Below are 25,443 nucleotides of genomic sequence, written 5' to 3'. Positions count from 1 at the left end.
ACCGTGCGCGCGGCGCTCGTCCCGGATCCCGACGAGGTCGGCGCGACGGGCGAGCGCATCCACGACACCCGCGTCGGCGAGGTCGACCTCACCCGCTGGCGCGGCCGGGCCGGCGAGGCGGCGGCCGAGCGCGCCACCGAGGTCGCCCGGCGCCGCGGGCCGTACGCGGCGCTCGCCCTCGCGCTCCTCGTCGCCGTCGCGATCCTCGCCGTCGCGACGGCGCTCGTGCTGTGGATCTACGCGTCGATCACGACCGACCGCGGCGTCGCCGGCCTCGACCAGCCGATCCTGACGGGCCTCATCGCGCTGCGCTCGCCCACCCTCGACGTCGCGCTCACCGCCGTCACCACCACGGCCGGGACGATCGGCATGCCGATCATCGCGCTCGTCGCGATGACGACCCTGGCGCTGCGTCGCCGTTCGTGGACGCCCGTCGTGCTCATCGCGACGACCGGGGTCGTGTCGGTGCTGCTGACGATCGTCGGCAAGCGCTTCATCGACCGCGTGCGGCCGCCGCGCACCGATGCGGTGCCGCCGTTCGAGCTGTCCGAGTCGTTCCCGAGCGGCCACACGCTCAACGCGGTGGCGATCGTGGGCGTCATCGCCTACCTGCTCATCCTGCGCCGCTCGAGCGCTCGGGCTCGCGTCGCGATCGCGCTCGTCGCCGCGGCGTACGTCGTGGTGATCGGCTTCACGCGCGTGTTCCTCGGGCACCACTGGTTCACGGACGTGCTCGCGGGCCTCGTCCTCGGCGTCGCATGGCTCGCCCTCGTCATCACGGCCCACCGGCTCTACCTGACGGTGCGAGCGCGCGCCTCGACGTGATCAGCGCAGCGGCACGTGCAGGCTGGCGGACGGCGCGTCGAGCGGGGATCCCTCCACGATCGTGAGACCCGCGGCGTCGATCGCGACCGTCGCGAGCGTCTGCCAGGCGCGGCCGAGCGGCTGCTCGGGTCGTGCGACGCAGCAGATGTCGCCGCGCTCCTCCCCGGGCGCGGTCCGCAGCATCGGCACGAGGTCGCCTGCGCCCGCGACACGGGCGTCGCGCGCCGCGATGCGCGCACGCAGGAGCGCGAGCCGATCCGGCGAGTCCGGATCGCCGCGGAACGTGCGCGAGCCGACGGCCAGTCGCTCGGCGAGGAAGTGGTTCGAGCGCGGCAGCCAGCCCTGTCCGCGGGCGTCGACCTCCGGCGCCACGACCGCTGCGCCGACCGGGCTCAGCTCCATCGCCGTCGCCGTGCGGGCGCCGTCCGCACACGGGCCGACGAGGGTGAGCACGCTCGAGGAGGTGACCGCCGCCGAGCGTGCGATCGCGAGCGCCGCATCCACCGTCGTCGCCTCGGCGAGGATGCGGTGCAGCACCGCATGGATCGGCACGCCGCCGGGCCGATCCTCGACGTGGGAGAGGATCGCCAGGAGCACGCCGACGCCCGCCTCGTTCATGCCGACCTTGGCGCAGATGCCGTGCTCGGTGACGCCCGCGAAGGCGAGCGGAGCGCCGCGCACGTGCTGCGCGTGCCAGGCGCCGGCGAGCTCGCGGTGCCAATCCCAGACCTGCGCTGCCGCGGCGGGCTCGGTCGTGGCGAGGATCGTGCACTCGCGGCCGGATGAGGCGGACGCATCGGGTCCCCCGCGGGCGACAAGCACCTCGGTGCGGCCGGCGAGCGCCGCGGCGATCCACGCCGGCAGCTCGGCGCCGTCCGCGACGCCGAGCACCTCGTCGCGCCCGTCCGGCCACCAGTCGCCGAGCGCGTCGAGCGAGGCAAGCGCGTGCTCGCGCACCTCCATCTCGGACCAGCCCGCGATCGCGAAGAGGTCGAGGTAGACGGGCCAGTGCACGCGCACGACGCCGGCGACCTGCCTGCCACGGTCGAGACCGCGGTCGCGGGGGGTCGCGCCGCCGATCTCGAGCACCCGCATCAGCGGTGCGCCCCAGCACGGTCACCGGTACGGCCTGCCGCGAGCACGTCGCCCCCATCCGCTCCCTGAGGTGCGAGCCCGAAGGGCGAGCCTCGAAGGGTTCGCTGCGACGCGTCCGAGTAGGGCTCGCTTCGAGCCTCGCCGCGCTCGCACCTTGCCGAACGGGTCATGGGCGAGATCGACACGCGCTACCCGAACCGGCGCACCGTCGCCGCGTCGAGGGCGCTCGGCGGACCGGCGAGCCAGTCGATCGCGCCCGCCTCGACGTCGAGCGAGGCCGTCAGCAGCGTCTCCCACCGGTCCGCGAGGTCGGCGGCCGGCTGCGCGCGCACGCACACCGGGGCGTCGGCGCCTGCGTCGCCGCACATCGCGGCGGCGAGCGACACGGCATCCGTCGCGGCGAGCGCACCGTCGCGCTGCGCGAGCGCATGCTCGAGCCTCGGACCGGTCGTCGACGTGTCGCTCGTCGCCTCGCCCTCCGCGAGCCCCGCGTCGAGGAAGTGGTTCGTGTGCGCGAGGTAGCCGTCGGCCGGCTCGACGGTGGCGACGCGCGCGGGCGACAGCTCGACGCATGCCGCACGAGCCGGTCCGCCGTCGACCGCGGCCTCCACGATCGTCAGCACGGTCGACGCTCCGACGACGGCATCCCGCGCGATCGCGATCGCCTCGTCGAGCGTCGCGGCCTCGTCGAGGATGCGGCGGGCGACGACGTGCACGGGCACGCCGACGGCCGAGCGGTCGGAGACGTGATGGAGGATGTTGAAGTGCACCCCGAGGCCGCGGCCGTCGGCGGTGCGAGCGACGCCGATCTTGCCGACCATGCCCGTCTCCGTGAACGTGCGCACGACGCGGTCGGCGAGCGGCACCTCGAGCAGCACGCCCGTCGGCGCGAGCTCGCCGTGCCAGTCCCACGTCTGCATCGTCATCGGTCGACGACCCTCGGGCAGCGCGACGATCGTCGAGCATTCGAGCGCGTTCGCCGAGGGGGCGTGGGCGAGGATCTCGGTGCGCGCCGTGAGCAGCATGACGTCGTCGATCGGCACGTCGGCACCGCGGGCGACGCCCTCGAGCTCGTCGGCGATCGCGGGCGCCCATGCGCGCACGGCGGCGATGGAGCCCGCGGCGACGGTCTCGGCGACGCCGTCCGGCACCCCCATGACCTCGTACGCGTCGCGGTAGCGCGCGATCGTCTCGCGGATGGGCGCGGCGAGCGCAGACCCGTAGGCGACGCCGCGCGAGACGGCGTCGGTGGAGGGCAGGCGCAGCTCGGCGACCTTCATCGGGCGTCCTCTCCGTCGACGCGTGTCGACAGCGGTGGCAGGTGACCGCGGCGCTCGTGCTCGGCGGGGAGCGCATCCATGAGCGCCGCGAGGTCGGCGTGCGGGCATCCGGCGAGCGCACCGGCGCCCGCGAAGGATCCGCGACCGGCGAACTCGTCCCGCACCCGTGCGCGCACGTCGGCGGGCTTGTCCTGGCTGAGCTTGAAGACGGCCTGTTCGCCCGTGACCTCGATCGCGAAGGCCGTCACGCCCGTGACGATGTCGCGGAAGACGTCCATCGAGCCGGCCATGTCCCACGTGGGACCGCCCGCGGCGCCGCGCTGCCCCTCGAGCTGCGCGACGGTGGCCACGACGACGTCGAGCGCCTCGTCGTCGTCGAGCAGCCGCACGGTGCCGGTCAGGTGCACGGCGGCGTAGTCGACCGTGGGCACCGCGGTGGGCGCGCCGTACAGGGAGGGCGACACGTAGCCGTGGGTCGAGGCGTGCACGAGCAGCACCTCCGGATGCCTCCGCATCGCACGCCAGTGGCGGTTCGCACGCCCCATGTGGCTCCACAGCGTCTGCCCGACGAGCGTGTCGACGCTCGCGGCATCCAGCGCCGGTGGCAGCACGACGGGCACGTGGGTCGCGATCGGCGCACCCGTCTGCGACGTGACCGCGAGCGCGAACGGCGTCGCGGCCACGAGGTCGACGATCGCTCGGCCGTCGGGCGCGTGGTAGTCGGGGAAGGTGTGCACCTCAGCGCACGCTCTCGATCACGGCATCCCACATGACCTCGGAGGCGATGGCCCCGAACGACGCGACGGAGGGGCCGAGCCCCTGCCGCGGGTCGTAGGAGGGCAGGTCGACCTCGTCGGTGGTGAGGAGGAAGAGCGTGTCGCCGTCGAGCGCGGTGTGGAAGGGCTGGATGCCGCGGTGCATCGACGAGTGGATCTGCGTGGCGAGCTGCCGCAGGTCGATCTCCTCGAGCCTGGCGTTCGTGACGACGACCGACAGCGTCGTGTTGCCGCGCTGGATGCCGTCTGCCGCCTGCTCGCCGGCCTCGGAGAAGGCGAGCGCGCCGTCGATCGAGGGATGGCGGCGCGTGCCGTCCTCCTGCACGTTGCCGCGCAGCACGGTGCCGTCGCGGTCGATGACGGCGCCGACGGCGTTCACGACCGTCAGCGCGAGGATCTTGAGCTCGCCGACCTGCCGGAACGCGGCGCCCTGCCCGGCCCACTCCGTCGAGGCAGGTCGCATCTTGCCGCACGAGCCGCCGACGCCCGCCCCGACGCGTCCGATCTCGACGACGCCCTCGCGCGACCGCTCGAAGGCGGCGCGGCCGAGAGCGGCGTCGGGCGTGATGGCGTTGTCGCGCACCGCGAAGTCGTAGATGACGGCGCCCGAGACCGCGGCGAGGTCGGCGAAGCCGGTGCGGCGTCCGCCCCGCTCGAGCAGCGCGTCGGTGACGCCGGATGCCGCCGCGGTGCCGTGCACGGAGCCGCCCGCGAGGCAGATGGCGTGGTTGAAGGGGTAGCGGCCGGTGATGCCGACGGCGCCGCCGCGGTCGTCGATCGCCGTGCGGGCACCGCCGTCGATCGACACGACGGTGACGCCGGTCGGGCCCTCGTCGTACTGCGCGGTGCCGATGCGCACGCCGGGAAAGTCGAAGACGACCTCGGCGCGCCCGCCGCCCGGCACGGCCGCGAGGGCGACGTCGTCGTTCGTCGTGAGGCCGGCGAACGTCGACCGCGGCGTGCGGCGGGGCTCGGCGTCCCACGTCGGCTGCGGCGCGAACGCGGGGACGGGGGCGGGCTCGATGGTGGTCATCGCTCCTCCAGGAGGGCTCGGGAGTACGGGTGCGTGAAGCCGGCCGCGACGTCGGCGGCGCCGGCGTCCTCGACGACCTCGCCGCCGCGCATGACGACGACGCGATCGGCGAGGTAGCGGACGACGGCCATGTCGTGGGAGATGAAGAGGGCACCGAAGCCGTGCTCGGCCTGCAGGCGCTGCACGAGCTGCAGGATCTGCGCCTGCACCGACACGTCGAGGGCGCTGACGGCCTCGTCGAACACGATGAAGCGCGGGCTCGTGATGAGGGCGCGGGCGATCGCGACGCGCTGCCGCTGCCCGCCGGAGAGCTCGTGGGGATGGCGTGCGCCGAGCTCGGGCGCGAGCGCGACCTGCTCGAGCAGCTCGCCGACGCGCTCGCGCACCAGGTGCCGGTCGCGCGTGCGCACCTGCAGCGGCTCGGCGATGGACGCGGCGACGGTCATGCGGGGGTTCAGCGCCCACATCGGGTGCTGCAGCACCGCCTGCATCTCGCCGGCGACGCGGCGGCGGCGCAGCGGCTGCCCGTCGAAGCGCACGACGCCCGCCGTCGGCGCACGCAGGCCGAGGGCGACGGATGCGGCGGTCGACTTGCCCGAGCCGGACTCGCCGACGAGCCCGACGGTCTGCCCCTCCTCGATCGCGAACGAGACGTCGCGCATCGCGTGCACGGCGCGAGCGCCCGAGCCGAAGCGCACGCTCACGGCGTCGAGCTCGACGAGGCTCATGCGCGCGCCTCCTCGTCGATGGGCGCCGGATCCGACGGTGCGGATGGTGTGGACGCGGTCGGGGGCGCCGGATCCGCACCGTGCGCCGCGAGCAGCTCCGTGTACGTGCGCACCGGCACGTCGCGGCGCAGCCTCGACGGCATCGCGGCGATGAGCGAGCGCGTGTACGGATGCTCGGGCTCCTGCAGCACGACGTCCGGTCGGCCGACCTCGACGACCCGGCCGCGGTACATCACCGCGACGCGGCGGCACCAGCGGGCGACGGCCTCGAGGTCGTGGCTCAGCCACACGACCGTGGCGCTGGTCTGCTCGGCGGCCTCGAAGATCAGCCGCAGCACCTCGCGCCGCACGTTGGCGTCGAGGGCGGCCGTCGGCTCGTCGGCGACGAGGATGCGGGGCCTGCGCGCCATGGCGATCGCGATGGCGACGCGCTGCGCCATGCCGCCCGAGAGCTCGTGCGGGTAGCGTCGCAGCACGTCGGCGGGGTCGGCGATGCGCACCTCGTCGAGCATCTGCGCGAGCGCCGCACGCGACGCGTCGCCGCCGAGCGCCCGCACGACGAGCGCGAGCTGCCGACCGACGCGCTGCGTGGGATCGAGGGTCGCGATGGGATCCTGCGGGATGAAGCCGAGCGTGTCGCGTCGCAGCGCGCGCAGCGCGGGCCGGTCCAGGGTCCCGACGTCGACGCCGCCCACCCGGACCGAGCCGCTCGCGACGCGGCCGTTGGCGGGCAGCAGCGCGCCGATCGCGGTGCCGAGCGTCGACTTGCCCGAGCCCGACTCGCCGACGATCGCGAGCGTCTCGCCCGCGTCCGCCGTCAGGGTCGCGCCGTCGAGCGCGCGCACGACGCCCCGCGGGGTGCGGAACTCGACGACGAGGTCGTCGATCTCGATGAGGCTCACGTGAGGTCCACCACCTGTCGGGGCTCGAGGCGGTCGCGCAGGCTGTCGCCCACGAGCGTCACGGCGAGGATCGCGAGCACCATCGCGCCCCCGGAGGAGACGAGGATCCACGGTGCGGTGAGCAGGTACAGGTTGCCCTCGCTCGCGAGCAGGCCGAGCGACGATGCGGGCAGCTGCACGCCGTAGCCGAGGAAGGAGAGGCCGCCCTCGACGAGGATCGCGACCGAGAGCGCGTACGTCGCCTGGATGACGACGGTGCCCGAGACGTTCGTGAGCAGGTGGCGCACCATGATGACGGGCGCGGAGACGCCCGAGATGCGCGCGGAGGTCACGAAGTCGCGTCGCGCGACCTGCGCGGCGGCAGCGGCCACCTGGCGGGTCATGAGCGGCACGGTGATGAGCACGATCGCCGCGAGCGACGCCGTGACCCCGGGGCCGAACGCGGCCGCGACGAGCAGCGCGAGCAGGATCGAGGGGAAGGCGTAGAGCACGTCGCCGATGCGCATGACGACCTCGCGCACCCAGCCGCCGAGGTACGCGGCGAGGATGCCGAGCGCCGAGGCGATGACCGCGGTGCAGAGCACGGCGACCGCCGAGAGCAGGAAGGTCGTGCCGATGCCCTCGAGCAGCCTCGCGAGCAGCGATCGACCGAGGGAGTCGGTGCCGAGCGGATGCGCGAGGCTCGGCGGCTCGAAGCGCGCGCCGACCGTCGTCGTGCCATCGTCGAGCCCCGGGACGACGCGTCCGGCGAGCGAGAGGAGCACGAGCAGCGCGAGCACGGCGAGCGCCGCCGTGAGCACGCCGTCCGTCGTGCGCAGGGCGCGCAGGCGGCCGGGCGCGGCGGCGAGGCCCGCGGCGACGCCGGTCACGAGCGCGCCCCGATCGTCGAGACCCGCGGGTCGACGAGGCTCGACGCGAGCTCGACGAGGACGCTCGTGACGACGAACACGACGGCGGCGAGCATGACGCCCGCCTGCACGACGGCGTAGTCGCGCCGATCCATGGCGAGCAGCAGGTACGACCCGACGCCCGGCACGTTGAAGAGGCCCTCGACGATGACGGCACCGCCGAGGAGGTACGCGAGCAGCGTCGCGGCGAGCGTGAGGATGGGGATGGTCGCGTTGCGCAGCACGTGGTGCCGCACGATCGACCACGGCGTCTCGCCGCGCGCGACGGCCGCCTGCACGTAGGGCTCGACGAGCACGCCGAGCACGGCGTCCCTCGTCGTCCGCGCCGTCGCGGCGGCGCAGAAGACGGAGAGGACGAGCGCGGGCAGCAGCGACGAGAGCAGCCCTCGCCCGACGTCCTCCGCCACGGGCGTGAACGCGCCGATCGTGATGCCGAGCGGCACGGATGAGAACAGCAGCACGACGAGCGCCCCGAGCACGAACTCGGGCACCGAGATGCCGAGCCCGCCGAGGACGCGGCTGACCACGGCGCCGCCGCGTCGGCGTGCGCGCAGGGCCTGCAGCACGCCGACGGGGATGCCGACCGCGAGCGCGATCGCGAGCGCCATGAGCGCGATCGTCGCCGTCACCGGCAGGCGCAGCGCGAGCTCGTCGAGCACGGGCTGCCTCGACACGATCGACGTGCCGAGGTCGCCCGTGACGACCTTCGAGATCCAGATGCCGAACTGGCTCGCGAGGTCGCGGTCCAGCCCGAGCTCGGCGACGAGCGCGTCGCGCTGCTCCTGCGTGGCGAGCGGACCGAGCAGCACGCGCTCGGCCTGGCCGGGCACCACCCGCACCGCCATGAACACGAGCAGCGCGATGCCGAGCAGCGTCACGAGCCCCGTGAGGACTCGCCCGCCGACCCATCGCACCGTCTGCATCTCAGCCCTCGAGCATCCGGAAGTCGGCGACGAGGCGCAGGAAGTCGCCGTAGCCCTCGTCGGCGAGGATCGTCGGCGCCAGCTGGTCGTTCGCGTAGCCGATGACCTGCGGGCGCGTGGCGAGCGGCAGCATCTCGGCGTACTCGTCGGCGAGGTCGCAGACCGTCTGCAGCGCCTCGGCGCGCTCCGCGCCCGGCTCGAGCCCCTGGGCCGCGACGATCGCCTCCGACAGGTCGTCGTGCGCCTGCGTGAAGCCGACGTTGAAGAACGCCGTCTCGGGGTTCCACCAGCTCGTCACGATGGATGCGTCGCCGTAGCCGGCGAACCAGCTGAGCGCGATGTCGAAGTCGCCCGGCTGCGAGACGTAGACGCGCTCGCCGAACGTGCCGTCGTCGACCGACTCGAGCTCGATCTGCGCGCCGGCGGCCTGGAGCTGCTGCTGGATGAGCTGGGCGATGGCGCCGAGGGCGGGGTCGGAGTTGTAGACGAGGATCGTCGCCTCGACGCCCTCGAGCGCGTCGGCGTCGACCTCGGCGGATGCGGACGGCACCGAGTCGGGGGCGCACGCGTCGGGGAGGTTCGCCGGCGTCACGGCCGTCGCCTCCGCTGCCCCCGCGAGGGCGACGTCGACGAGCGCCTGCCGGTCGATGAGTGCGTTGACCGTCTGCCGGACCTCGGGGTCGACGAACGGCGAGTCGGGGTTCACCGAGTTGAGCATGGCGTAGAAGAAGTCGCTCTGCGTCTGGCTCACGGCCGTGACGTTCGGCGCGGACTGCAGCAGCTGCAGCGCGTCGGCGTTCGAGAAGTTCGCGAGCTGCGTCGACCCGTCGCGCAGGCCGGCGAGGCGCGTCTGCTCGTCGCCGGCGATGACGAGCTCGAGCTCGTCGACGCCGAGCGCGTCCGCATCCCACCACTCGGGGTTGGCGGCGAAGGTCCACGACTCGTCCTGCCGATGCTCGGCGACGGTGAAGGCACCGGATCCGAGCATCTCGGTCACGGGGTCGAAGGTGCCCGCGGTCAGCTCCTCCATCGGCAGGATCGCGGCGGGCGTGTTCGCGAGCGCTGCGAGGAACGGCGTGTACGGGCGCTCGAGCGTCACGGTCACCTGCTGCGCGCCGTCGCTCGTGTCCTCGATCGAGGCGACGGGACCGAGCTGGCCGGACCAGACGGAGCCGGAGTCGAGGAGGCGCTGGAGCGAGCCGACGACGTCGGCGGCCGTGACGGCGCGGCCGTTCGAGAAGACGGCATCGGGCTGCAGGGTGAAGACGTAGGTCGTGTCGTCCGGCTGCTCCCACTCGGCGGCGAGCTCGGGCTGGATCTCGAAGCCCGGTCCGACGGTGACGAGCGACTCGTACACGAGGCCCATGATCGACCACGAGCGGGCGACCTCGGCGAAGGCGGGGTCGAGCCCCTGGGCCTCTGCCGTGTCGTAGTCGATCTGCACCTGCAGGGTGCCGCCGGCGCTCGTCACCGAGTCGTCGGCGTAGGCGACGTAGCCGTCGGGCACGTCGGCGTCCGGCTCGGCGGGGGCGGAGCCGCCCGAGCATCCTGCGAGCGCGAGCGCCGCGACTGCGGCGGCCGCGAGGGCTGCGGTGGAGGTGGTGCGCACGGGAGCCTCCCGATCGGTCCGATGCCGGATCGAGCGCGGGTGCTGCCTGCCTCGAGCCGGATGCCGGATCGTTCCGGCATTGTCCGGAATCTACGCGCGGCCTGCGCGCAGGTCAAGCACGGGATGCCCGCGGCGGCCACTTCGTCATGCGCTCGTAGCACCGCATGACGGAACGATCCGGCGTTCGCGGTCGCCGGGGCACGCCGACGTGGTAGACACGGGGCATGCCGGACCGCTCGAGCCACCGTGCCGCGACGATCGTCGACGTGGCACGTGCGGCGGGCGTCTCGCGCACGACGGCGTCCGACGCGCTGCGCGGACACGGCCGCGTCTCGCAGGAGACGCGCACGGCCGTCGAGGCCGCCGCCGCCGCGCTCGGCTACCGTCCGAACTCCGCCGCGCGCTCGCTGCGCGCCGCGACGACCGGCACGCTCGGCATCCACCTGCCGGAGGCGATGACGCGCATCGAGTACTACCTGCAGACGGTCTACGGCGCGCTCGAGCAGGCGGCCGCCGAGGAGGTCGACGTGACGCTCATCACGTCCCGCCGCCTCGCGGGCGACCAGGCGCCGCCCGCGGTCGACGGCGTCATCCTGCTCGATCCGCTCGCGGACGACCCGGTCGCCGAGCGGCTGCTCGCGCTCGACCAGCCGCTCGTGACGCTCGAGGGTGCGCAGACGGCGCGTGCGATGGGCGTCGTGTCCGCCGACCACGAGGGCGCGGTGCGCGAGCTGCTCGACCATCTCGCCGCGCGAGGCGCCATCGCACCGGCGCTGCTCGCCTCCCCCGCCGTCACCGACTGGGGCTCGCGCGTGCAGGCGGCGTACCGCGCCTGGTGCCGCGAGCGCGGCATCGAGCCCGCCATGGTCGAGCGCCCGTTCGGCTCGGAGTCGGGCGCCTACGCCGCTGCCGCCCGCGAGCTGCTCGTCGCGCGTCCCGAGGTCGACGCCTTCCTGTGCGGACCCGACGGCTCGGCGATCGTCGTCGTCGACGTGCTGCAGGACCTCGGGCGCGAGGTGGGCGACGACGTGCTCGTCGCCGCGCTCGTCGACAACCCCGCCTACGTCTACACCGACCCGCCCGTCACGGCGATCGACCTCACGCCGCGCGCGGCGGGAGCCGCCTGCATCCGCCTGCTGCTCGACATCGTCCGCGGCGAGGTCGCCCCCGACGCCGAGGTGCCGCTGCCGATCGAGGTGCGCTACCGTGCGAGCACCCTCGGCGCCGCCGCCCGCGCGCCGATCCGGTAGCCGCTGCGGCTACGCCGCGAGCAGCCCCGCGACGCGCCCCAGCGAGCCCTCGACGAGTCGGTAGTACGCCCACCGGCCGCGCGTCGAGCGCGTGAGGAAGCCGGCCTCCATGAGCAGCCGCAGGTGGTGGGACACGGTCGGCTGCGAGAGGCCGAGCGGCTCGGTGAGGTCGCACACGCACGCCTCCGCGCCCTCGTGCGCGGCGATCATCGACAGCAGTCGCAGCCGGGCCGGATCCGCGATGGCCTTGAGCGTGCGTGCGAGCGCCTCGGCGGAGACCTCGTCGAGCACGCCGCCCGTGATCGGCGCGCAGCACGCGTCGAGCCTCGCAGGGGTCGGCGCTGCGATCGTCATGCGTCCATCATCGCACGACGCATTGACAGATGTCGATGCATCGTGCACGCTCGCATCGACAGACATCGATGGAAGGAGGGATGATGGAGGCCGACGCGCTGTGCGTCGAGCTGGGCTGCCCGCCCGAGCTCGACCGGGACTGCTGCTGACCGACGACCCACGAGCGGGCGCTCCGGGACGGAACCCGGGAGCGCCCATCCCCATCCAAGCGAGGGACCATGCCCGAGACCACCCCCACCGTCCTCTTCGTCTGCGTGCACAACGCCGGGCGCTCGCAGATGGCCGCCGGCTACCTCCAGGCGCTCGCGGGCGACCGCGTCGCCGTGCGCTCCGCAGGCTCGATGCCCGCCGACCGGATCAACCCGGTGGCCGTCGCCGCGATGGCCGAGGAGGGCATCGACATCGCCGGCAGGCAGCCCGCGGTGCTCACGCCCGACGCCGTGCGGGCCGCCGACGTCGTCGTGACGATGGGATGCGGCGACGCCTGCCCCTTCTTCCCCGGCACGCGCTACGAGGACTGGGAGCTCGACGACCCGGCCGGTCAGGGCATCGAGGCCGTTCGCTCCATCCGCGACGAGATCCGCCGCCGCGTCGAGGGACTGCTCGCCGAGCTCGCGCCCGCCTGAGCGCGCATCGCTCGCCCCGCCGCCGCCGCACGGCCAGCGCTCGCGCGCGCCTGCGTGACGACGCGGGCGCGTCGGCGCTAGCCTTCCCGGTGGTCCCGAGTCGGATGGGACGAGGATGGTGCAGGTGGTGACGGAGCGAGCGCGGTCGACGCGCGCACGCCGCATCGTCGCCGTGCCTCGAGCGAGCGGTCGCGCCGAGCGCGTGGCCGTCGCGGTGCTCGCGGCCGTCGCGCTCGCCGTCGTCTTCGTCGTCGCCGTGTGGACGGAGCGCGGCCGCATCGCCGAGGGCGCCGTGCTCGAGGCGTCGACGTTCGCGACCGACTCCCCGCTGCTGGGCCTCGTCGGCATCTCGACGCTCGCCGCCGCCTGCGCGGCGCTCCTCGCGATCGGCCTCGTGCGTCGGCGCGGGGATCTCGCGCTCGTCGCCATCGCCGTCGTCGCCGCGAGCGCGATCATCGGCCAGCTGCTGAAGCACCTCGTGCTCTCGCGCCCCACCGTCGTCGCCGAGCAGGGCAACTCCTTCCCCAGCGGCCACATGATCGCGTTCGCCGCCGTCGCCGCCGGTGCGCTCGTCGTGCTGCCCGCCGCGCTGCGCCTCGTCGCCGCGCCCTTCGCGGCCGTGCTGCTCTCGGTCGTCGCGATCCGCCTCGTGCACGACGGCTGGCATCGCCCGAGCGACGTCGTCGGCGCGCTGCTGCTCGTGGTCTGCCTCACCGCCCTGGCGACGCTGTGGCGCGCGCCCGTGCCGCCCAGCAGGCGTGCGCCGTACCGCCTGCTCGAGCTCGTGCTGCTCGCGAGCGCCGGCGTCGCGAGCCTCGTCGCGATCGTCGCGGCGATCGTCGTCGCAGCGGCGGGGGATGCGGGGGCGCCGCTGCTCGTCACGGCGTCGAGCGCGCTCGTCGCCGCGGTGCTCGTCGCCGTCGCGACGCTGTCGTGGCTCGTGCGCCGACCGCGTCCCGAGCTCGCCGGCGCCCGACACCTCCGCTGACGCCCCGCCCTTCAGATGTGAGGTGCGCTCGGGTCAGACGCCGTCCTCGTGCGCGAACGTCGGCAGCGACGCCGTGATGACGGTGCCGTCGGCACGCCGGAAGCCCTCGAGGTCGTCGGTCGAGGGCGCATCCTCGTCGACGAGCGGGCCCTGGCCGTCGAGCTCGATGGTCACGGGTCGACCGTCGCGTACGTGCACGCGCTCGCCGCGCACCTGGACGACCGCATCCGATCCCTCCTCGACCGTGAACGTCATCGCGTCCTGCTGCACGCGCACGCGGATGCGGGTGCCGCGCAGCGTGAGGCGGAAGGTGATCGCCTCCCATCCCTCGGGCATGCGCGGGTCGAACGAGATCTCGCCGTCGTGGTCGCGCATGCCGCCGAAGCCGGCCGCGTAGGCGAGCCAGATGCCGCCCGTCGAGGCGACGTGCACGCCGTCGGGCGTGTTGCCGTGGAGGTTCGCGAGGTCGACGTAGAGCGCGTCGAGGTGGTACTCGAGCGCGAGGTCGCGGTAGCCGACCTCGGCGGCGATGATCGACTGCACCACGGCCGACAGGGTGGAGTCGCCCGTCGTGAGCGCGTCGTAGTACTCGAAGTCGCGCCGCTTCTCCTCCGGCGTGAAGTGCTGACCCTGCAGCAGCAGCGCGAGCACGACGTCCGCCTGCTTCAGCACCTGGAAGCGGTAGATGACGAGCGGGTGGAAGTGCAGCAGCAGCGGGCGGTGCTCGTCGGGCGTGTTCGCGAGGTCCCACACCTCGCGCTCGAGGAACTGCGCGTCCTGCGGATGCACGCGCAGCTCGGCGTCGAACGGGATGTGCATGCCGTCGGCGGCGCGCATCCACTCGGCGACCTCGTCGGCCGTGACGCCGACGCGCGCCACCATGCGCTCGTGCGCCGCCGGATCCTCCTCGCGCAGCCGCTCGACGGCGCGCGCAGCGGCGCGCAGGTTCGCCCGCGCCATGACGTTCGTGTACAGGTTGTCGTTCACGACGGTCGTGTACTCGTCGGGGCCCGTGACGCCGTGGATGTGGAACACCGGCGAGCCGTTCGTGCGCCAGAAGCCCAGGTCGGCCCACATGCGCGCCGTCTCGACGAGGATGTCGATCGCGCCGCGCGCGAGCAGCTCGGCGTCGCCCGTCGCCTCGACGTACTGCATGAGCGCATGCACGATGTCGGCGTCGATGTGGTACTGCGCCGTCGAGGCGGCGTAGTAGGCGCTCGACTCCTGGCCGTTGATCGTGCGCCACGGGTACAGCGCGCCGAGCTGGTTCATCTCCGACGCGCGCTGGCGGGCGGCGTCGAGCATGCCCTCGCGGAAGCGCAGCGCGTTGCGAGCGACGCCGGGCGACGTGTACGTGAGGAACGGCATCACGTAGACCTCGGTGTCCCAGAAGTAGTGCCCGCCGTAGCCCGAGCCCGAGACGCCCTTCGCCGCGATGCCGCCGCCGTCGGTGCGCGCCGACGCCTGCGCGAGTGCGAAGAGGTTCCAGCGCACGGCCTGCTGCACGGCCGCCTGGCCCTCGACCTCGACGTCGCTGCGCGCCCAGAAGTCGTCGAGCCAGGCGCGCTGCGAGGCCTTCACGGCGTCGACGCCGAGGCTCTTCGCGCGGTCGAGCGTGCGCTTCGTGCGGTCGACGAGCTCTCGCACCGGCACCTGCCGGGCCGTGTGGTACGACGCCCACTTCGTGAGGCGGATGGGATTGCCGGCCTTCGCCTCGATGCGGAAGACGTGCTTGGCGAGGTCGTCCTCGACGTGCCGGGTGACCGCGACCTCGTCGACCGACTCGATGCGGTGCTCGACGCCGACGGCGATCGTCATGCGCGAGTTCATCGCCTGGTAGCCCAGGATGACCCGGTTCTCGCGGTCGTGCCGGTGCTTGGGCTCGAGCACGCGACCCTCGACCGTCTCGGCCTTGCGGGGGTCGAATCCCTCCTCCTCGGGCCGCGCATGCAGGTCGTCGCGCAGGTCCTGCCGGTTCATGAGCTGGCTGGAGATGATGATCGACGCGTCGTCGAGCGGCGTGACCTCGTACTCGAGCAGCGCGAGGTGCCGCTCGGTGAACGACACGAGCCGCGACGTGCGGACGTGGATGCGCTTGCCGCTCGGCATGCGCCACTCGCACTCGCGCTCGAGCACGCCGCGCTGGAAGTCGAGGCGTCGCGAGTAGGCGGTGAGGTCGGCGTCGGCGAGCACGAAGGGCTCGTCGTCGACGTAGAGGCGGATGATCTTCGCGTCGGGCGCGTCGATGATCGTCTGGCCGACGCGGGCGAAGCCGAAGGCCTCCTCCGCGTGCCGGATGGGCCACGTCTCGTGGAAGCCGTTCACGTACGTGCCGAAGACGTGGCCGTGCCGCGCCTCCTCGACGTTGCCGCGCATGCCGAGGTAGCCGTTGCCGACGGCGAAGAGCGTCTCGGCCGTGCCCTGGCCGTGGTGGTCGAGCTCGGTCTCGACGAGCGCCCACTCGTCGATCGGGAACCGCTGCCTGTCGAGCGGGTCGGCTGCGTCGCGCCTCATGCGGCACCTCCGGGGAGCGAGTCGATGAGCTCGGCGAGGTCGTCGACGACGAGGTCGGCGCCGTGCTCGAGCAGGGAGTCCGCGCCGGCGCCGCGGTCGACGCCGACGGTGAGCAGGAAGCCGCCCGCGCGCCCGGCGGCGACGCCGGAGTGGGCGTCCTCGACGACGACGCACTGCGACGGCGCGAGGCCGAGCAGCTGGGCGCCCTCGACGTACGTGGCGGGCGAGGGCTTGCCTGCGAGGCCGTGGGCGGCGGCGTGCACGCCGTCGACGATCGTCCCGAACCGGTCGGCGAGCCCCGCGGCGGCGAGCACGCGGCGGCCGTTGCGGCTGCTCGTCACGACGGCGACGGCGAGGCCTGCCGCCTCGGCGGCGTCGAGGAAGGCGACGGAGCCCGGGTAGGGCTCGACGCCGTGCTCGTCGACCTCGGCGGTGAAGGCCTGGTCCTTGCGGTTGCCGAGCCCGTGCACGGTGTCGGCCTCGGCGGCGTCGCTCGGCTCGCCCTCGGGCAGGTCGATGCCGCGGGCGGCGAGCATGCTGCGCACGCCGTCGTAGCGCGGCTTGCCGTCGATGTGGGCGAAGTAGTCGGCATCCGTGTACGGCGCGACGCCGTGCGTCTCGAGCACGGGGGCGAAGAGCCTCGCCCACGCGCGCATGTGCACCTCGGCCGTGGGCGTCAGCACGCCGTCGAGGTCGAAGAGGATGGCGCGTGCGTCGGCGAGCGCGCTCGCGTCGCGGGAGCCGTGGATCATGCGTGCTGCGACCTCTCGAGGCTGACGGTGTCGGTGCATGGCGACCCGGTTCTTCCCCTGCCGCGCTCGCGAGCGACGCTACCGCAGCCCGCGCCCGCGACGCACATGCGCGGATGCGCTCTCGGAGGGTGCGATCCGCGCCGTGTGACCCGACCGCGTCCACTCGCCGCATCCGGCACCCCCGCAGCGTGCCTGGTCGCCGGCGGCGCTCGCATGGGCGGCAGCGACCGACGACGCGCCACGGCATGGACCAGGGGCGCCCGCTCGACGCTCACGCCGGCTGCGTCACCAGACGTCGGTTCGCGAACTCGAGCACGGCGTCGGGCCCGAGCTCGCGGCCGAAGCCCGAGCGCTTGACGCCTCCGAACGGCAGCTCGGGCCGCGAGACGCCGAACGCGCCGATCGAGACCATGCCCGCCTCGAGGCGCTCCGCGACCCACGCCGCACGATCGGGGTCGGCGTCGTCGAAGACGTTCGCGCCGAGGCCGAACGGCGAGTCGTTGGCGACGCGCACGGCCTCCTCGGCATCCGCGACCGGCACCACCATCGCGACGGGGCCGAAGAGCTCCTCGTGCCAGACGCGCATCGTCGGCGTGACGCCGGTGAGGATGCCGGGCTCGACGAACGCGCCTGCCCCGGGGATGCGGATGCCGCCGGTGACGAGCGTCGCGCCCTCGGCGACGGCGGAGGCGACCTGCTCGACGAGGTCGGCCGCCGCCGCCTCGCTCGACATCGGCCCGAGATCGACGCCCTCCTCGAGCGGCGAGCCGATGCGCAGCGCGCGCATCCCGGCCGCGAGGCGCTCGACGAACGCGTCGTGCAGCGACGCGTGCACGATGAAGCGCTTCGCCGAGGTGCACGCCTGGCCGCAGTTGCGCGTGCGGGCCGCGATGGCGACGTCGACCAGTCGGTCGAGATCGTCGGTCGAGAGCACGATGAACGGGTCCGAGCCGCCGAGCTCGAGCACGCAGCGCGTCAGCGACCGGCCCGCGACCTCCGCCACCGCGGCGCCGGCGCGCTCCGAGCCCGTGAGCGAGACGCCCTGCACGCGCGGGTCGGCGATCATCGTCGCGATCTGCGCGCTCGATGCGAGCACGGTCTGGTACGTGCCCGCCGGCAGGCCCGACGCATCCGCCATCGCCTGCATCGCGAGCGCCGCGCCCGTGCAGGAGCCCGCGTGCTTGATGACGACGGGGTTGCCGAGCAGGAGGTTCGGCGCCGCGAGCCTCGCCACCTGGTAGTACGGGAAGTTCCACGGCATGATGCCCACGATCGGTCCCGTCGGACGCAGCTCGACGCGCGCTGCCCGCCCCCGCCAGTCGGTCTCGATCGCGCGGTCGGCGAGCAGCTCGGGTCGGTCGGCGTACCAGTCCCAGATCGATGCGACGAGCCGCACCTCGCCGATGCCCTGCGCGAGCGGCTTGCCCATCTCGCGCGCGATGGTCGTGGCGAGCTCGACCTCCTGCGCGCGGAACGCCGCGGCGATCGCGCGCATCGCGGCGATGCGCTCGTCGAGCGACGGCATCGCGGCAGCCGCCTCGGCGGCCGACGCGAGGGCCGCCTCGATCTCGGCATCGGTGGCCCCGGCGTGCTCGGCGAGCACCTCGCCCGTGGCGGGATCGACGGATCGGTAGGCCATGCTCGCGCTCCTCTCACGCCGCCCGCAGGCGACGTCGCGGTCGGGTCCGCCTCGCACGATACCCCGGGATTGCCTGGTGACGGAACGATCCGGCATGCTGGGCTGAGAGCGCGCGACGAAGGAGTGGCATGACCGAGGCACCGCTGGCCGGCGTGCTCGTCGCCGACCTGTCGCGCGTGCTCGCCGGACCGCTCGTCGGCCAGACGCTCGCCGACCTCGGCGCGCGCGTCGTGAAGGTCGAGCGGCCGGGCACCGGCGACGACACGCGCGCGTGGGCGCCGCCGGTCTCGCCGAGCGGCTCGACCTACTTCGACAGCGCGAACCGCGGCAAGGAGTCGGTCGTGCTCGACCTCGCGGACGACGCCGACCGGGCGCTCGTCGCCGAGCTCGTCGCGCGCGCCGACGTCGTCGTGGAGAACTTCCCGCCCGCCACGCGCGCACGCCTCGGCATCGACCGGGAGGCGCTGCTCGCCGCGCATCCGCGCCTCGTGTGGTGCTCGATCAGCGGCTACGGCGCTGCGCCGGCCGGCGCCGGCCGCGCCGGCTACGACTTCGTCGTGCAGGCGGTCAGCGGCCTCATGCACGTCACGGGCGAGCCCGACGGCCCGCCGACGAAGGCGGGCGTCGCGCTCGTCGACGTGCTCACGGGCAAGGATGCGACGGCCGGCATCCTCGCGGCCCTGCTGCGCCGCGAGCGCACCGGCGTCGGCGGGCTCGTGGAGGTCGCGCTGCTGTCGAGCGCGCAGGCCGCGCTCGTGAACCAGCTGCACGCCGTGCTCGGCGCTCCCACGCCCGAGCCGCGCGACGCCGACGAGCCGGCGGCGTCCGAGCCCGCCCGCGCCGGCAGCGCGCATCCCTCGATCGCGCCGTACCAGCTGCTGCACACCGCGGATGCGCCGCTCGCGGTCGCGGTCGGCACCGACGCGCAGTTCCGCGTGCTGTGCGCCGAGCTCGGCGAGCCGTCGCTCGCCCACGACGCGCGCTTCGCGACGAACGCCGACCGGGTCGCGCACCGGGAGGACCTCGTGCCACTGCTCGAGGACGCGCTCGCCGGCGCCACCGCCGAGGACTGGGAGGCGCGCCTGCTCGCCGCAGGCGTCGTCGCGGGGCGGGTGCGCACGATCTCCGAGGGGCTCGCGCTCGCCCGCGAGGTCGGCCTCGAGCCCACGCGCGCGCTCCACGGCCCCGCGGGCCACGGCACGACCCTCGCCTCGCCGATCCGCATCGACGGGGACGCCCGCACCTCGCCCATCCCACCCCCGTTGCTCGGCCAGCACGACGCTGCGCTGCGCGACTGGCTCGCCACCCCACGCATCTGACGGGAGCACCGTGACCACCGACCTGCTCGACATCGAGGCGCTGCTGAGCGACGAGGAGCGCGCGACGCGCGCCCGCGTGCGCGCCCTCGTCGACCGCGACATCCGTCCGCACGTCGCCGAGTGGTTCGAGGCGGCCCGCTTCCCCACCGAGCTCGTGCCCGCGCTCGCCGCCGAGGGGCTGCTCGGCATGCACCTCCACGGGCACGGATGCGCGGGCCGCTCCGCCGTGGAGTACGGCATCGCGATGCAGGAGCTCGAGGCGGGCGACAGCGGCATCCGCACCTTCGTCAGCGTGCAGGGCTCGCTCGCGATGAGCGCGATCGCGAAGCACGGCAGCGACGAGCAGCGGGCGCAGTGGCTGCCGCGGATGGCGCGTGGCGAGACGATCGGGTGCTTCGGCCTCACCGAGCCGAACGCCGGCAGCGACCCCGGCTCGATGCAGACGGTCGCGCGCCGCGACGGCGACGACTGGATCCTCGACGGCGCGAAGCGCTGGATCGGCCTCGCCTCCATCGCCGACGTCGCCGTGATCTGGGCGCAGACCGACGAGGGCATCCGCGGCTTCCTCGTCGACACCGCGAGCGCGGGCTTCACCGCGACGCCCATCGGCCAGAAGCTCTCGATGCGTGCGAGCATCCAGTGCGACATCGCGCTCGACGGCGTGCGCGTGCCCGAGCGGATGCGACTGCCCGAGGCGCGCGGGCTGCGGGCGCCGTTCGAGTGCCTCAACGAGGCGCGGTTCGGCATCGCATGGGGAGCGCTCGGCGCCGCACGCGACTCCCTCGAGGTCGCGCTCGCCTACGCGAGCGAGCGGGAGCTCTTCGGCCGGTCGCTCGCGAGCATGCAGCTGACGCAGGCGCGCCTGGCCGAGATGGCCCTCGAGCTGCACCAGTGCCAGCTGCTCGCCCTGCACCTCGGCCGGCGCAAGGATGCCGGCGTCCTCGAGCCGCACCAGATCTCGATGGGCAAGCTCGCCTCGTGCCGCGCGGCGATCCGGATCGCGCGCGAGGCGCGCGGCATCCTCGGCGGCAACGGCGTGACCCTCGAGCGCTCGCCCATGCGGCACGCGCTCAACCTCGAGAGCGTGCGCACCTACGAGGGCACCGACGAGGTGCACACCCTCGTCATCGGGCAGGCGCTCACGGGCATCCCGGCCTTCCGGGGCTGATGCATCCGGACGGTCGCCCCCGTGCGCAACGGTGCTGACCGTCCTGGGCGCCCTCCGTACGGTCGCAGGACCGAACGAGAGGAGCCCACCCATGGCCACCATCACCGAGCAGGTCGACGTCCGCGCGCCCATCTCGAGCGTCTACGGGCAGTGGACGCAGTTCGAGTCGTTCCCCCGCTTCATGGACCACGTCGAGCGCATCGAGCAGCTCGGCGACGACCGCCTCCGCTGGCACGTGAGGATCGGCGGGCAGGAGCGCGACTTCGAGGCGCGCATCACCGAGCAGCACCCCGACGAGCGCATCGCCTGGGCCGCCGACGGCGACGTGACGCATGCGGGCGTCGTCACCTTCCACCGCGTCGACGACGACACGACCCGGGTCGCGTTGCAGCTCGACTGGGAGCCGGAGGGCTTCCTCGAGAAGGTCGGCGCGGCCGTGGGCATCGACGACGCGAGCGTGCGCGGCGACCTCGCGCGCTTCAAGACGCTCATCGAGTCGGAGGGGGCGGAGTCGGGCCGCTGGGACGGCGACATCGACCGCGACCCCGACGCGACGGGTCGCTGACGGCGAACGCGCGGCGGCCGGGAGCATCGCGCCCGGCCGCCGCGCCGCGCTGCACCTCCGTCAGGCGAAGAGCGTCTCGCCGACGAAGCCTCCGGGCTCGCATCCCGGCGGGATCGCGAACACCGCCGAGCCGATCGGCGTCGTCCACTCGTTGAGCAGGTCGAGGTCGCTGAGCCGCTGCTGGATGGGCACGAACTGCGCGAGCGGATCCGCCTGCGCCGCCGTGAACAGCATCCCCGACTCCGACACGCTCGCCCCCGCGGGGCGCTCGTCGTAGTTGAACGCCCTCCGGTGGAAGCGCTGCGACGGATCGTCGCTGCGCGCGCGGCGCATGTGGGAGAACTCCGGGATGACGGGGAAGCCGATCGGCGTGCGCGCCTCGAAGTCGGGCTCGTCGTGCTCGAGCCGACCCGTGAGCGGGGCGCCGTTCGCGAGCGTGCGACCGACGGCCTGCTCTCGGCCGGGGCGATCGAGCCGATCCCAGCGGTCGAGGTCCATGCGGATGCGCCGGACGACGAGGGACGTGCCGCCCGCGAGCCAGCCCTCGCGGATCCACACGAGCCGGTCGAAGTCGGCGGTGCCCGGCTGCGGGTTCACCGTGCCGTCGACCTGCCCGAAGAGGTTGCGCATCGTCGTGCCCTGCGGCTCGGCGCCGCGGCTGCGACGGAAGCCGGACTGCACCCAGCGGATCGTCGCGAACGAGCGCGTGCCCTTCAGCAGCATGCGCTGCGCGTGGGCGACCGCGAGCGGGTCGTCGCCGGCGACCTCGAGCAGCACGTCGCCACCCGACCACGCATCCTCGAGCGCGTCGATCGCGAAGGACGGCAGCGGCGCGAGCCACGGGGGCGCCTGCGCGCCCGTGAGGGCGACCGCGGCCGACCCGAGCCCGATCGTCGCGGTGAGCCGGGCGGGGACGAGCGCGAGCTCGGGCTCCGAGTCCGCGAGCGCCGGCTCGCCCTGCGTGAGGCGTGCGGCGTCGTCCGACAGGACCCGCAGCATCCGCCGCAGCGCGTCGGCGTCGGTCGCGGGCAGCAGGTCGAGCGCGATCATCGTCGCGTGCGCCTGCGGCGGGATCGTGAACGCGGCCTGGTGCGCGCCGTGGAAGGGCACGACGGCGTCGCCGTGCAGCGGCTCCGCCGTCGGCGCATCCGCGACGGATGCGCCCGCGACGCGCGCCACGGCGTCCGCGCCGATCGCGGCGGCGGCGCCCGCGCCGGCGACGGCGCCTCCGAGGAGGAGCTGCCGCCGGCTCAGGGCGTGCCGCGACGTCGGCGGCGAGGTGCGCGCCCGGGCGTCGCGACCGCGCATCAGCGGTCCGAGCCCGCGGCGTCGCCGTGGCCCATGTCGCTGCCGCCCATGTCGCCGTGGTCCATGTCGCCGTGGTCCATGTCCGACATGTCGTCATCGCCCTCGTACGACTCGTTGGCGCCCGAGTAGTCGCGCGCGGTCGCGGTCAGCTCGAGCGTCGAGCCGTCGTCGAACGTCAGGGTGATGACGACGTCGTCGCCGGCGACGATGGGCGCGGTGAGGCCCATGACCATGAGGTGGTTCCCGCCGGGCTCGAGCGCGAGCGTCGCGCCCGGCTCGACGTCGAAGCCGTCGACCTCGCGCATGATCATCTGCCCCGAGTCGTCCTCGACGGTCTCGTGCAGCTCCATGGCGGTCGCGACGCCGGATGCGACGCCGACGACCCGCACGGCGGCGTCGCCCTCGTTCGTCAGCGTGCCGAAGGCGGCGGTCATGCCGTCGTCGGCCGCCTTGATCCAGACGTCGGCGGCGACGACCGACTCGGCCATGGTCGCGGGCTCCTCGGGCGCCTGGGGCTCGGTGGGTGCGCTGCAGCCGACGAGGGCGACGGCTGCGGCGAGGACGATGGACAGGGCGCCTGCGCGGCGCGGTGCGATGGATCGCATGGTGGTTCCTTCAGGGTCTGCGCGGTCGCCAGGACCGCGTCGATGCGTGGATGGCCGCGGCGCGATGGCGCGCCGCGGGGTCGACGACGAGCACGTCGGCTCGGCGTCGCGGGTGGGGAGGGTCGGAGCGTCCGGCTGCCGACGCCGGGCGCTCAGCCCTCGGGTGGCGTGGCGCCGCCGTCGGCTGCCGCGCGGCGCGAGCGCCGTACGCCGAGCACGATCGCGAGCACGACGAGCGCGGCCGCGGCGCCCGCGACGCCGACGAGCACGGTGCGCGTCGCGTCCGCGTCGTCGCTCGCGGTCGCCGCCTGCGCGTCGGCGGCGTCCGCATCCGCCTCGTCCGGCTCCGCCTCCGCGATCGGCGGCTCGCTCGCCTCGCTCGGCGCCGGCTCGGCCGACGCCGACGCCGTGGGCGCCTCGCCCGCCACCGTGAACGGCAGCACGTCGGAGATGGGGTGGCCGTCGGCCGACACGACGCGCCAGCGCGCCTCGATGGCGCCGCCGGGCAGGGTGCCCTCGATCGGCACGGTCACGACGGGGCCGGCCACGACCGGCTCGCCCGCGTGGTCGACGCCCGCGGCGTCGACCACGAAGACGGCGGCCCCCATCTCGAGGACGTCCTCGTTGAACGTGAGGGTGATCTGCGTCGGCGGCGCGTCGAGCGCGGCGCCGGGTGCCGGGTCGCTCGAGACGAGCGCGGAGTGGGCGGATGCGGTCGTCGCGCCCGCGAGAGGTGCGGCGATCGCGAGCGCGGCGCCGACGGCGGCGGCGAGCGCGGGATGGATGGGGCGACGTCGAGCGTCGCGCGTGCGTGCACGCATGGGTGTCCTCCTGAGGTTCGGACACGGATGCGTCGGCCCTCGCGGGCGCGACGCAGCGGAGGGCGGGCCGGCCGCGAGCGCGGTCGGCTCCGGGGTCGACGGATCGTCGACCCTGCAGCGCTACGAGGCGAGCGCCGCCGGCGGTCCGCGGAGGAGGGAGGGCGCCTGCCGGCGCGAGAGCGACCAGGTGCGCGGCGTCGACCACGTCGCACGCAGCGCGACGGGCGCCGCCGGACGCACGGGGACGAGCACGACGACGAGGCGTCGCAGCACGAAGAAGGCGAACGACGCCAGGCGCGCGAGGGCGCGCTCGCCGCGGGCGATCAGCGCGATCGTGAGCGCGCCGGCGAGGGCGTGGTGCAGCCACATCGTCGCGTCGGCGTGCATCGCGTGCGTCATGGATGACGACCCCGCGGATGCGGCGAGCGCGCCGGCGAGCTCCGACTGCGTGGCGTGGTGGGCGTGACCCGCGACGCCGAGGGATGCCGTGTGCGTGCCGAGCACGAAGAGCGCGTGGAAGAGCAGCTGGCTCGCCGCGACCGACGGCACGAGGCGCCAGAGCGCGTGCGTCGCACCCGAGAGCAGCACGCTCGCGAAGATCGCGAGCACGAGCGGCACGACGATGCCGATCGGCCCGGGCATCGGGCCGCCCGCGGTGACGTGGGAGACGAGCGCGACGAAGGTCGCGAGGCCGGCGACGACGAGGCCGCGCAGCGCGCGCGCCTGCCGTCTCGTCATGCCTCGATCCTCCCATGCCGCCAGGAGCGAGGAGCGGCGACGCGTGTCGCTCGTCGGCTCAGCGGCGCGGTCGCTCGTCGCGCGCGAAGAGCAGGGCGAAGGGGCTGTTGCCGGCGACGGTGCCGTTCGCGTCCGGCGCCGTCCACCGCTCGAGGTGCGCCGTGATGGCCGGCAGCGCGGCCTCGGGGATGTCGTGCATCTCGAATCCGACGCCGAGGTCGACGTGGGTGAGCTCGAGCCACGCCAGGTGGTCGCGCGCGCACAGCTCGTCGCCGTCGTCGGCGGGGATGCGCGCTGCGGGATCGTCGTCGAGGCGACGGACGACGGTCGTGAGCGTCGTGGCGAGCGCGTCGACGAGGTCGGCCGCGGGGGCCTTGAGCAGCGAGTCGCTCGCGAGGCCGCGCGCGGGGTCGTCGGGCGAGGCGGTGACGCGACGGGCGTGCCGGACGAGCCGCGCGACGACGTGGCGCCGCGTGCCGAGACCGCTCGCGGCGGGCAGCAGCAGCTCGACGTCGCCCAGGCGCATCGTCGCGCCCAGCAGCCGATGCGTCGAGAGGCGCACCTGCTGCAGCAGGGCTGCGCCATCGAGGTCCGCGTGCTCGATCGGTCCTCGCTCCGGTGCCGTCGTCGTCATCGCTGCTCCCCTCGTTCGCGCTCGTGCGTCGCTGGTCGCGGCGCGTCGTGCGGCGTGGCCGCCGCTGCTCGGAATGGGGGTCG

25 protein-coding genes are annotated in these 25,443 nt (G+C 74.3%); 7 read left to right on the top strand and 18 right to left on the bottom strand.

Annotated elements, in window-relative coordinates:
- Positions 1 to 3: 3 nt before the first annotated feature.
- Complete coding sequence (locus C1N71_RS00320; RefSeq protein WP_254678041.1) at positions 4 to 825, top strand: phosphatase PAP2 family protein; 822 nt, start codon at positions 4 to 6, stop codon at positions 823 to 825.
- Here C1N71_RS00320 and C1N71_RS00315 read toward each other — a convergent pair whose 3' ends face one another.
- The 9 genes from C1N71_RS00315 to C1N71_RS00275 form a co-directional block, all read right to left on the bottom strand.
- Positions 826 to 1,920 (bottom strand): C45 family autoproteolytic acyltransferase/hydolase, encoded by a 1,095-nt coding sequence (locus C1N71_RS00315; protein WP_137754582.1) that lies wholly within the window; start codon positions 1,918 to 1,920, stop codon positions 826 to 828.
- A gap of 188 nt (positions 1,921 to 2,108) precedes the next feature.
- Entirely contained in the window at positions 2,109 to 3,200 is a 1,092-nt protein-coding gene (locus C1N71_RS00310) for a C45 family autoproteolytic acyltransferase/hydolase (protein WP_175414030.1), read from the bottom strand.
- Positions 3,197 to 3,937 (bottom strand): FMN-binding negative transcriptional regulator, encoded by a 741-nt coding sequence (locus C1N71_RS00305; RefSeq protein WP_137754580.1) that lies wholly within the window; start codon positions 3,935 to 3,937, stop codon positions 3,197 to 3,199. The genes C1N71_RS00310 and C1N71_RS00305 overlap by 4 nt, the downstream gene beginning before the upstream one ends.
- A 1-nt stretch (position 3,938) precedes the next feature.
- A complete protein-coding gene (locus tag C1N71_RS00300) occupies positions 3,939 to 5,009 on the bottom strand; it encodes a P1 family peptidase (protein WP_137754579.1) in 1,071 nt (356 codons plus the stop codon).
- Entirely contained in the window at positions 5,006 to 5,737 is a 732-nt protein-coding gene (locus tag C1N71_RS00295) for an ABC transporter ATP-binding protein (protein WP_137754578.1), read from the bottom strand. The genes C1N71_RS00300 and C1N71_RS00295 overlap by 4 nt, the downstream gene beginning before the upstream one ends.
- On the bottom strand, positions 5,734 to 6,639 hold the full coding sequence (locus tag C1N71_RS00290) for an ABC transporter ATP-binding protein (protein ID WP_137754577.1): 906 nt from the start codon (positions 6,637 to 6,639) through the stop codon (positions 5,734 to 5,736). The genes C1N71_RS00295 and C1N71_RS00290 overlap by 4 nt, the downstream gene beginning before the upstream one ends.
- Positions 6,636 to 7,508, bottom strand: a complete 873-nt coding sequence (locus tag C1N71_RS00285) for an ABC transporter permease (protein WP_254678040.1) — start codon at positions 7,506 to 7,508, stop codon at positions 6,636 to 6,638. The genes C1N71_RS00290 and C1N71_RS00285 overlap by 4 nt, the downstream gene beginning before the upstream one ends.
- A complete protein-coding gene (locus C1N71_RS00280) occupies positions 7,505 to 8,470 on the bottom strand; it encodes an ABC transporter permease (protein WP_137754576.1) in 966 nt (321 codons plus the stop codon). The genes C1N71_RS00285 and C1N71_RS00280 overlap by 4 nt, the downstream gene beginning before the upstream one ends.
- A gap of 1 nt (position 8,471) precedes the next feature.
- Complete coding sequence (locus C1N71_RS00275) at positions 8,472 to 10,079, bottom strand: ABC transporter substrate-binding protein (protein WP_137754575.1); 1,608 nt, start codon at positions 10,077 to 10,079, stop codon at positions 8,472 to 8,474.
- A 224-nt stretch (positions 10,080 to 10,303) separates the two neighbouring features.
- Between C1N71_RS00275 and C1N71_RS00270 the strand changes: the two genes are divergently transcribed.
- A complete protein-coding gene (locus C1N71_RS00270) occupies positions 10,304 to 11,329 on the top strand; it encodes a LacI family DNA-binding transcriptional regulator (protein WP_137754574.1) in 1,026 nt (341 codons plus the stop codon).
- Between the two features lie 9 nt (positions 11,330 to 11,338).
- Here the strand turns inward: C1N71_RS00270 and C1N71_RS00265 are convergent, their stop codons facing one another.
- Positions 11,339 to 11,683 carry an ArsR/SmtB family transcription factor gene (locus tag C1N71_RS00265; RefSeq protein WP_137754573.1) on the bottom strand — a complete coding sequence of 115 codons (345 nt, stop codon included), beginning with the start codon at positions 11,681 to 11,683 and terminating at the stop codon, positions 11,339 to 11,341.
- Between the two features lie 218 nt (positions 11,684 to 11,901).
- Here C1N71_RS00265 and C1N71_RS00260 point away from each other — a divergent pair, with 218 nt between their 5' ends.
- Positions 11,902 to 12,309: an arsenate reductase ArsC gene (locus tag C1N71_RS00260; protein WP_137754572.1), complete on the top strand. Its 408-nt coding sequence runs from the start codon at positions 11,902 to 11,904 to the stop codon at positions 12,307 to 12,309.
- A gap of 124 nt (positions 12,310 to 12,433) precedes the next feature.
- Positions 12,434 to 13,297: a phosphatase PAP2 family protein gene (locus tag C1N71_RS00255; protein WP_137754571.1), complete on the top strand. Its 864-nt coding sequence runs from the start codon at positions 12,434 to 12,436 to the stop codon at positions 13,295 to 13,297.
- 33 nt (positions 13,298 to 13,330) lie between these two features.
- On the opposite strand, the gene C1N71_RS00250 is transcribed toward C1N71_RS00255, so the two are convergent.
- From C1N71_RS00250 to C1N71_RS00240, 3 genes are all read right to left on the bottom strand, one after another.
- On the bottom strand, positions 13,331 to 15,811 hold the full coding sequence (locus C1N71_RS00250) for a glycoside hydrolase family 65 protein (RefSeq protein ID WP_137754570.1): 2,481 nt from the start codon (positions 15,809 to 15,811) through the stop codon (positions 13,331 to 13,333).
- On the bottom strand, positions 15,808 to 16,563 hold the full coding sequence (locus C1N71_RS00245; RefSeq protein ID WP_137754569.1) for an HAD family hydrolase: 756 nt from the start codon (positions 16,561 to 16,563) through the stop codon (positions 15,808 to 15,810). Before C1N71_RS00245 ends, C1N71_RS00250 begins: the two co-directional genes overlap by 4 nt.
- A 271-nt stretch (positions 16,564 to 16,834) precedes the next feature.
- Positions 16,835 to 18,202: an aldehyde dehydrogenase family protein gene (locus C1N71_RS00240; protein WP_137754568.1), complete on the bottom strand. Its 1,368-nt coding sequence runs from the start codon at positions 18,200 to 18,202 to the stop codon at positions 16,835 to 16,837.
- 128 nt (positions 18,203 to 18,330) lie between these two features.
- On the opposite strand from C1N71_RS00240, the gene C1N71_RS15185 reads away from it, so the two are divergent.
- From C1N71_RS15185 to C1N71_RS00230, 3 genes are all read left to right on the top strand, one after another.
- Complete coding sequence (locus C1N71_RS15185) at positions 18,331 to 19,521, top strand: CaiB/BaiF CoA transferase family protein (RefSeq protein ID WP_254678039.1); 1,191 nt, start codon at positions 18,331 to 18,333, stop codon at positions 19,519 to 19,521.
- Positions 19,522 to 19,531: 10 nt separating this feature from the next.
- A complete protein-coding gene (locus tag C1N71_RS00235; protein WP_254678038.1) occupies positions 19,532 to 20,689 on the top strand; it encodes an acyl-CoA dehydrogenase family protein in 1,158 nt (385 codons plus the stop codon).
- Positions 20,690 to 20,780: 91 nt separating this feature from the next.
- Positions 20,781 to 21,254 carry an SRPBCC family protein gene (locus C1N71_RS00230; protein ID WP_137754566.1) on the top strand — a complete coding sequence of 158 codons (474 nt, stop codon included), beginning with the start codon at positions 20,781 to 20,783 and terminating at the stop codon, positions 21,252 to 21,254.
- A gap of 60 nt (positions 21,255 to 21,314) precedes the next feature.
- Here the strand turns inward: C1N71_RS00230 and C1N71_RS00225 are convergent, their stop codons facing one another.
- From C1N71_RS00225 to C1N71_RS00205, 5 genes are all read right to left on the bottom strand, one after another.
- On the bottom strand, positions 21,315 to 22,562 hold the full coding sequence (locus C1N71_RS00225; RefSeq protein WP_137754565.1) for a Dyp-type peroxidase: 1,248 nt from the start codon (positions 22,560 to 22,562) through the stop codon (positions 21,315 to 21,317).
- Positions 22,562 to 23,167 (bottom strand): copper chaperone PCu(A)C, encoded by a 606-nt coding sequence (locus C1N71_RS00220; RefSeq protein WP_137754564.1) that lies wholly within the window; start codon positions 23,165 to 23,167, stop codon positions 22,562 to 22,564. The genes C1N71_RS00225 and C1N71_RS00220 overlap by 1 nt, the downstream gene beginning before the upstream one ends.
- Before the next feature lie 152 nt (positions 23,168 to 23,319).
- Entirely contained in the window at positions 23,320 to 23,988 is a 669-nt protein-coding gene (locus C1N71_RS00215) for a copper resistance CopC family protein (RefSeq protein WP_137754563.1), read from the bottom strand.
- A gap of 120 nt (positions 23,989 to 24,108) precedes the next feature.
- Positions 24,109 to 24,726, bottom strand: coding sequence for a hypothetical protein (locus C1N71_RS00210; RefSeq protein WP_137754562.1), 618 nt, complete (start codon positions 24,724 to 24,726; stop codon positions 24,109 to 24,111).
- Between the two features lie 58 nt (positions 24,727 to 24,784).
- On the bottom strand, positions 24,785 to 25,360 hold the full coding sequence (locus C1N71_RS00205) for a hypothetical protein (protein WP_137754561.1): 576 nt from the start codon (positions 25,358 to 25,360) through the stop codon (positions 24,785 to 24,787).
- Positions 25,361 to 25,443 lie beyond the last annotated feature (83 nt).

It is taken from the genome of Agrococcus sp. SGAir0287, from assembly GCF_005484985.1.
GTDB lineage: Bacteria > Actinomycetota > Actinomycetes > Actinomycetales > Microbacteriaceae > Agrococcus.
The sequence above is the reverse complement of the archived record's forward strand: the minus strand, read 5'-3'. Positions and strand labels throughout refer to the sequence as shown.